Origin of the sequence: Pseudomonas sp. AFG_SD02_1510_Pfu_092, from assembly GCF_003331055.1 — a bacterium.
Taxonomy (GTDB): Bacteria; Pseudomonadota; Gammaproteobacteria; order Pseudomonadales; family Pseudomonadaceae; genus Aquipseudomonas.
In genome coordinates this window covers 26,488-33,245 of sequence record NZ_PUQD01000059.1, presented here as the reverse complement: position 1 = coordinate 33,245, position 6,758 = coordinate 26,488, and the positions used below count along the sequence as shown (strand labels likewise).

General features: G+C 65.1%; 5 protein-coding genes. 2 read left to right on the top strand and 3 right to left on the bottom strand.

Annotated elements, in window-relative coordinates; all coding sequences use genetic code 11:
* Positions 1–167: 167 nt before the first annotated feature.
* Together pcaG and pcaH are read right to left on the bottom strand one after the other, a co-directional pair.
* A complete protein-coding gene (gene pcaG / locus C6A77_RS20880; protein ID WP_114171180.1) occupies positions 168–773 on the bottom strand; it encodes a protocatechuate 3,4-dioxygenase subunit alpha in 606 nt (201 codons plus the stop codon).
* A gap of 10 nt (positions 774–783) precedes the next feature.
* A complete protein-coding gene (gene pcaH, locus C6A77_RS20875; RefSeq protein ID WP_114171179.1) occupies positions 784–1,503 on the bottom strand; it encodes a protocatechuate 3,4-dioxygenase subunit beta in 720 nt (239 codons plus the stop codon).
* 203 nt (positions 1,504–1,706) lie between these two features.
* Between pcaH and C6A77_RS20870 the strand changes: the two genes are divergently transcribed.
* Positions 1,707–2,600 (top strand): neutral zinc metallopeptidase, encoded by an 894-nt coding sequence (locus C6A77_RS20870; RefSeq protein ID WP_114171178.1) that lies wholly within the window; start codon positions 1,707–1,709, stop codon positions 2,598–2,600.
* 288 nt (positions 2,601–2,888) lie between these two features.
* Positions 2,889–4,808, top strand: coding sequence for a methyl-accepting chemotaxis protein (locus tag C6A77_RS20865; protein ID WP_114171177.1), 1,920 nt, complete (start codon positions 2,889–2,891; stop codon positions 4,806–4,808).
* 219 nt (positions 4,809–5,027) lie between these two features.
* Here the strand turns inward: C6A77_RS20865 and ggt are convergent, their stop codons facing one another.
* Positions 5,028–6,695 (bottom strand): gamma-glutamyltransferase, encoded by a 1,668-nt coding sequence (gene ggt / locus C6A77_RS20860; protein ID WP_114171176.1) that lies wholly within the window; start codon positions 6,693–6,695, stop codon positions 5,028–5,030.
* Positions 6,696–6,758 lie beyond the last annotated feature (63 nt).

The following is a 6,758-nucleotide window of genomic DNA, read 5'->3' as shown; positions in this document are numbered from 1 at the left end:
GCGGGGGGGCGCGCGGGGGGCCCCCCCCTCCCTCGGTGGCGCCGCCCCCCCCCTTTTTGTCTCTCCCCCCCCCCCCCCCCCCCCCCCCCCCCCCCCGGCGGGGGGGGGGGGGGGGGGGGGGGGGGGGCGCCCCGGGCGATGGGCCGCAAAGCGGCCCCAGGTTTTACTCAGAAGTCGAAGAACACCGTCTCCCCTTCCCCCTGAATACGGATATCGAAACGATACGCCGTCTTCCCGTCCACTTCGCATCGCCTGGCAATCAACGTCTCACGCCGCTGTGGCTGCTCGATCAGGTTCAGCACCGGGCACTTGGCATTGGCCTCGGCCTCGTCATCGAAATACAGACGCGTGTGCAGGTGGATGTTGATGCCCCGGGCAAACAGGCTGATGTTGATGTGCGGCGCCATCGGCACGCCCGCAGCATTGTTCACCACACCCGGCTTGACCGTGTGCAGCGTCCATTCACCGGCATCGAAGGTGGTCGCGGTGCGGCCAAAGCTGTTGAAGGCGTTTTCCAGGTTGTAGGCATCCTGGTATTCACCGTTGGCATCGGCTTGCCACACTTCCAGGAACGAATCACGCACCAGGTGGCCGTTGCCGTCATACACCTGGCCGATCAGCAGAATGTGCTCGCCCGCCGCGTCCGGCTTGGCCAGGCGATTCCAGATTTCCTGGTCGCGGGTCGGGTTGCCGGCCGCTTCCAGGGCCAGGCCGATGTGCACGTAGGGGCCGGCGGTTTGCGAAGGGGTTTCCGGCAGCAGTTCGATTGGCATGGCGGGGTCCTCAGCAGTTTTCGAAGTGGGTCTTGCGCTGGCCGCGCAGCACGATGTCGAAGCGGTAGGCCAGGCAGTCCATCGGGTTGGCATTGCTCATGTCGAGCTTGGCGATCAACTGCTGCACGGCTTGCGGGTTGGCGATCGACTTGACGATCGGGCACAGCGGGATCAGCGGGTCACCCTCGAAGTACAGCTGGGTGATCAGCTTGGTGGCGATCGACGGGCCGCTGATGGCGAAATGGATGTGCGCCGGGCGCCAGTCGTTCGGGCCGTTGCGCCAGGGGTACGGGCCTGGCTTGATGGTGCGGAAGCTGTAGTAGCCATCACGGTCGGTGAGGCAGCGGCCGACGCCACCGAAGTTCGGGTCCAGCGGGGCCAGGTAGCGGTCGTTCTTGTGCCGGTAACGGCCGCCGGCGTTGGCCTGCCACATTTCCACCAGGGTGTTCGGCACAGGCGTGCCGTACTGGTCGAGCACACGCCCGGCGACGATGATGCGCTCGCCGATCGGCAGGCCACCGTTATTGAAATTCAACAGCAGGTCATGGTCGTGAACACCGAAACCCAGGTGGGAAAAGTCCGGGCCGGTGGTTTCGCTGATCGACTGCGCAATGCTGACCAGGGCCTGGCGCGGCGAGCGGGCAATCGAGGTCTTGTAGTCAGGCGTAAGGGCTTTCGGGTGCCAGTTGCGATCACGGATCACGAAGCGGCTGTTGTCCTGGGCGGGCATGCCGGTTTCCTCTCTTGGAATTATGGAAATGCGCTGGGCTCGTTTGAAGCCTGCATGCAGTTTCGGACAACCCAGGCGCGATGAACATTGAAAACAGCCGCCGCAAACATAACCAAATGGTTATGGATAGCTGCCCTGGACTGACACCTACCGCTGTCGTGGACTAATCTTTGTCTTCTTGTTTCACGCTCCGGAGAGCATTCATGGAATGGCGAAAAGGCCGACGCAGCGACAACGTGGTCGATGCCCGAGGCGAAGGTGGTGGCGGGGGCGGCATGCGCTTCGGCGGCGGCAAGGGGCTGGGGCTCGGGGCGATTCTGCTGATCGTCGGCATCGGCTGGCTCACCGGCCAGGACCCGTTGCAGATTCTTGGCCAGCTCACCGGCCAGCTGGAACAGCAGCAACAGCAAGCGGCGCCCAGTGGCGCGGGCGGCAAGGCGCCGCCCGCCAATGACCAACAGGCGCAGTTTGTCGCCTCGATCCTGGGCGACACCGAAGACACCTGGAAGGCCCTGTTCGCCGAGGGCGGCAAACAGTACCGCGACCCCAAGCTGGTGCTGTTCAGCGGCCAGGTCAACTCGGCCTGCGGCTTTGCCTCGGCAGCGGTCGGGCCGTTCTACTGCCCGGCGGACCAGCGGGTGTACCTGGATATGTCGTTCTTCCGCGAAATGGAAACCCGCTTCGCCGCCGCCGGCGACTTTGCCCAGGCCTACGTGATCGCCCACGAGATCGGCCATCACGTGCAGACCCTGCTGGGTGTTTCCGCCAAGGTCGATGCCGCGCGCCGCAGCGGCCAGCGCATGGAAGGCGACAATGGCCTGCTGGTGCGCCAGGAACTGCAGGCCGACTGCCTGGCCGGGGTCTGGGCCTACCAGGCGCAGAAGCGCCTGAACTGGCTTGAGCCGGGCGATGTCGAGGAAGCGCTGAACGCCGCCAACGCCATTGGCGATGACCGTTTGCAGCAGCAGGGTCGCGGCCGTGTGGTGCCGGACTCGTTCACCCATGGCACCTCGGCGCAGCGCGTGCGCTGGTTCAAGGCCGGGTTTGCCGAGGGCGAGGTGAACCGTTGCGATACGTTCAGTGCGCGTAGCCTTTGACACTAAGCGCAACAGGCTGGCGCGGTCAGTGTGGGAGCGGCTTTAGCCGCGAACACCGGCAACGCCGGTGCCAGCCACCGCGTCGCCTGCTTCGCGGGTGAACCCGCTCCCACAGGGACCGCGCAAAACCTGGGGTGTTAACCAGGCCCCTTTGCATATTTTGCTGAAAAAGCGTTTCAGCTTCTGTCATCACTGCCGATAACCCCTGCACGACTCAGCGGGCATCCAGAACAACAACGCCTGGCGATCGGAGATCAAGCGAGCGAAAACAACTTCTGGAGAGCGTGCATGAACAGCTGGTTCGCCAACATCAGCGTCAACCTCAAACTGGGCCTGGGCTTCGGTCTGGTACTGATCCTCACCGGCCTGCTGGCCCTGACCGGCTGGACCAGCCTGGGCAGCCTGATTGACCGCAGCAACTGGATGGGCGATATCGGCCAGCTCAACAAGGACCTGACCGACCTGCGTATTGCGCGCCTGCAGTACATGATCGCCAACGGCGACGATACCGCCGCCGCCAACACCCAGGCCAAGCTGGACGCCTTCAGCAAGCAGCAGGCCTACCTGGCCAGCACCTTCAAGAGCCCCGAGAACGTCAAGCTGCTGAGTGAGCTGGGCGAAACCATCAGCGCCTACAAGGTCTCGCTGAACAAGATGCGCCAGGGCTACGACGCCACGCGCACCGCGCGCACGGCCATGGACAGCTCGGCCAGCCGCGCCGACCAGGCCATGGATGCCCTCGGCCAGGAAGTCATGGCGCGCCCGGAAGCCGACAGTGTGCGCCTGGCCCAGTACCAGCTGATCAGCAAGGCCCGCCAGCAACTGTTGCAGGTGCGCATCGACGTACGCGGCTATATCGCCGACAACAGCACCGCCAACGAGCAGGCTGCCCTGCGCCAGCTGGACGCCGCGCTGGCCGAAATCGACAACCTCAAGCGCCAGCTGCCCGCCGAAGACACCCGCCTGCAACAGTTCGAAGGCTCGGTGCTGGCCTACCGTGATGCCGTGCGCCAGTTCCGTGACGCGGTCGCCAACATCACCACGGCCCGCGCCGAAATGACGGTGCAGGGTGCCGACATCGTCAAGCGCAGCGACGCGCTGTACCAGATCCAGCTGCAGCGCCGCGACATCGAAAGCTCCCAGGCCCGCAGTCTGCAGGCCATCGCCACGCTGCTGGCGCTGCTGGTCGGCGTGCTGGCGGCCGTGCTGATTACCCGGCAGATCACCCGCCCGCTGCGCGACACCCTGGCGGCGGTGGAGAAGATCGCCAGCGGCGACCTCACCCAGAGCCTGCGGGTCACCCGCCGCGACGAACTGGGCGTGCTGCAACAGGGCATCGCCCGCATGGGCACCACCCTGCGCGAGCTGATCAGCGGCATCCGCGACGGCGTCACGCAGATCGCCAGCGCCGCCGAGGAACTTTCGGCGGTGACCGAGCAGACCAGCGCCGGCGCCAATAGCCAGAAGGTCGAGACCGACCAGGTGGCCACCGCCATGCACGAAATGGCCGCCACCGTTCAGGAAGTGGCACGCAATGCCGAGCAGGCTTCGCATGCGGCCACCGGTGCCGATGACGAAGCGCGTGCCGGCGACCGCGTGGTGGGCGAAGCGATTGGCCAGATCGAGCGCCTGGCAGAGGACATGCACCGCTCCACCGAGGCGATGAGCCTGCTGCAGCAGGAAAGCCAGAAGATCGGCAGCGTGATGGACGTGATCAAGTCGGTGGCCGAACAGACCAACCTGCTGGCGCTGAACGCAGCGATCGAGGCGGCGCGTGCCGGCGAGGCTGGCCGTGGTTTTGCCGTGGTCGCCGACGAGGTGCGCGGGCTGGCCCAGCGTACGCAGAAGTCCACCGAAGAGATCGAAGAACTGATCGCCAGCCTGCAACATGGCACCCAGCAAGTGGCGAACGCCATGCAGGGCAGCCGCAGCCTGACCGACAGCAGCGTCGAATTGGCGCGCAAGGCCGGGGCCTCGCTGGAGAGCATCACCAGCACGGTGTCGAGCATCCAGTCGATGAACCAGCAGATTGCCGCGGCGGCAGAGCAGCAAAGTGCGGTGGCCGAAGAAATCAGCCGCAGCATCCTGAATGTGCGCGATGTGTCGGAGCAGACGGCGGCGGCCAGTGACGAGACCGCAGCGTCCAGCGTGGAGCTGGCGCGCCTCGGCGGGCAGTTGCAGACACTGGTCAGCCAGTTCCGCGTCTGACCTTTGCAATTTGGGGCCGCTTTGCGGCCCATCGCCGGCAAGCCAGGCTCCCACAGGGGATTGCACAAGCCTTGAGGGCGGCGCCGTACTTGTGGGAGCTGGCTTGCCGGCGATGAGGCCCGCAAGCCAGGCTCCCACAGGGGATTGCACAAGCCTTGAGGGCAGCGCCGTACTTGTGGGAGCTGGCTTGCCGGCGATGAGGCCGGCACAGGCGACCGCTTACTTGACGATCATCCCCACCCCACGCCCACGCGGGTCCGACGCGGTCTCGAGCTTGGCCCCGTCCACCCGGATCGCCTGGATGTCACCCATCTCCCAACCCTGGTCCTCCAGCGCATACCCCATTTTCTTCAGCTCGTCAGCCACCGGCCCGGTCAACGGCGCGTAGCTGTCGAAGTAGATGGTGTCCTTGGGCAGCAACTGATGGTGCACGCGCTGCGCCGCCACGGCCTTGTCCAGCGGCATGCCGTAGTCGTACAGGTTGTTCATCACCTGGAAGATCGAGGTGAAAATCCGCGAACCGCCCGGGGTACCGATGACCAGCGCGACCTTGCCATCGCGGGTCATCAGGCTGGGGCTCATCGACGACAGCATGCGCTTGCCCGGCGCGATGGCATTGGCGTCGCCGCCCACCACGCCAAAGGCGTTCGCCGCGCCCGGCTTGGCGCTGAAATCGTCCATCTCGTCATTGAGCAGGAAGCCCGCGCCTTTCACCACCACGCCGCTGCCGTAGTCGAGGTTGAGGGTGTAGGTGTTGCTGACCGCGTTGCCCTGCTTGTCGACGATCGAGAAGTGCGTGGTCTGGTGCGGTTCCAGGCCCGGCTTGACCTTGTCGGTCTCGGAAATGGCCTTCGGGTTGACCTGGGCGGCACGCTTGGCCAGGTAGTCCTTGGCCACCAGCTGGTCGACCGGGACTTTGGTGAAGGCCGGGTCGCCGAGGTAGTCGGCGCGGTCGGCGAACACGCGCTTCTCGATCTCGGCCAGCAAATGGATGTACTGCGCCGAGTTGTGCGCCACCCCCTGGAAATCCGCCGCGCGGTTTTCCTTGATGCCCAGCAGCTGGGCCAGCGCGACGCCGCCGGAGCTGGGTGGGGGCGCGGTGTAGACCACGTTGCCGCGCCAGCTCACTGCCATCGGCTCACGCCACACGGCCTTGTAGTCCTGCAGGTCCTGTTTGCTGATCAGGCCCTTGTCGGCCTGCATCTGCGCCACCAGCAGGTCGGCAGTCTTGCCCTGGTAGAAATCGCTCACGCCCTTGTCAGCGATGCGTTCCAGGGTCTGCGCCATTTCCGGTTGCCGGAACAGCTCGCCGACCTTCATGTTGCCGAAGTAATCGTTGAAGTTGGTCGCGGTCTTGAACATGCCCTGGGCATCGTTGCGGTACTGGTACTGCTTTTCCGCCACCTTGAAGCCATTTCTGGCGTAGCCGATGGCCGGGGTCAGCAGTTCGCTCCAGGGCAGCTTGCCGAACTTCTGGTGCGCTTCCCACATGCCCATCACCGTGCCCGGTACGCCAGCAGCGCGCGCCCCGACCAGGCTGAGGTTCTCGATGACCTCACCCTTTTCGTCCAGGTACATGTTGCGTGTGGCGGCCTTGGGCGCGACTTCGCGGTAATCGAGGAAGTAGGGTTTGCCGTCGACGAACAGGGTCATGAAGCCGCCACCGCCGATGTTGCCGGCCTCGGGGTAAGTCACCGCCAGGGTGAAGGCGGTGGCTACCGCCGCATCCACCGCATTGCCGCCCTTCTTCAGGATGTCGGCGGCCACCTGTGCACCATATTGATCGGGTGCGGCCACCGCGCCGCCCTCCAGGGTGACAGCCTGGACCGAGGAACAGCTCAGGATCGCGGCTGCCAGAGCCAGGTACTGAAACGGAACAATACGCATGACACTTCCTTGGTGTTGTTTTTGTTGAGCAGTCAGTAAGGCCGATGCCTTTCGACTGTGCAA

Excerpts from the sequence above, each read along its gene's own strand:
- pcaG (WP_114171180.1), bottom strand. The coding sequence starts at position 773 with ATGCCAATCGAACTGCTGCCGGAAACCCCTTCGCAAACCGCCGGCCCC.
- pcaH (WP_114171179.1), bottom strand. The coding sequence starts at position 1,503 with ATGCCCGCCCAGGACAACAGCCGCTTCGTGATCCGTGATCGCAACTGG.
- C6A77_RS20870 (WP_114171178.1), top strand. The coding sequence starts at position 1,707 with ATGGAATGGCGAAAAGGCCGACGCAGCGACAACGTGGTCGATGCCCGA.
- C6A77_RS20865 (WP_114171177.1), top strand. The coding sequence starts at position 2,889 with ATGAACAGCTGGTTCGCCAACATCAGCGTCAACCTCAAACTGGGCCTG.
- ggt (WP_114171176.1), bottom strand. The coding sequence starts at position 6,695 with ATGCGTATTGTTCCGTTTCAGTACCTGGCTCTGGCAGCCGCGATCCTG.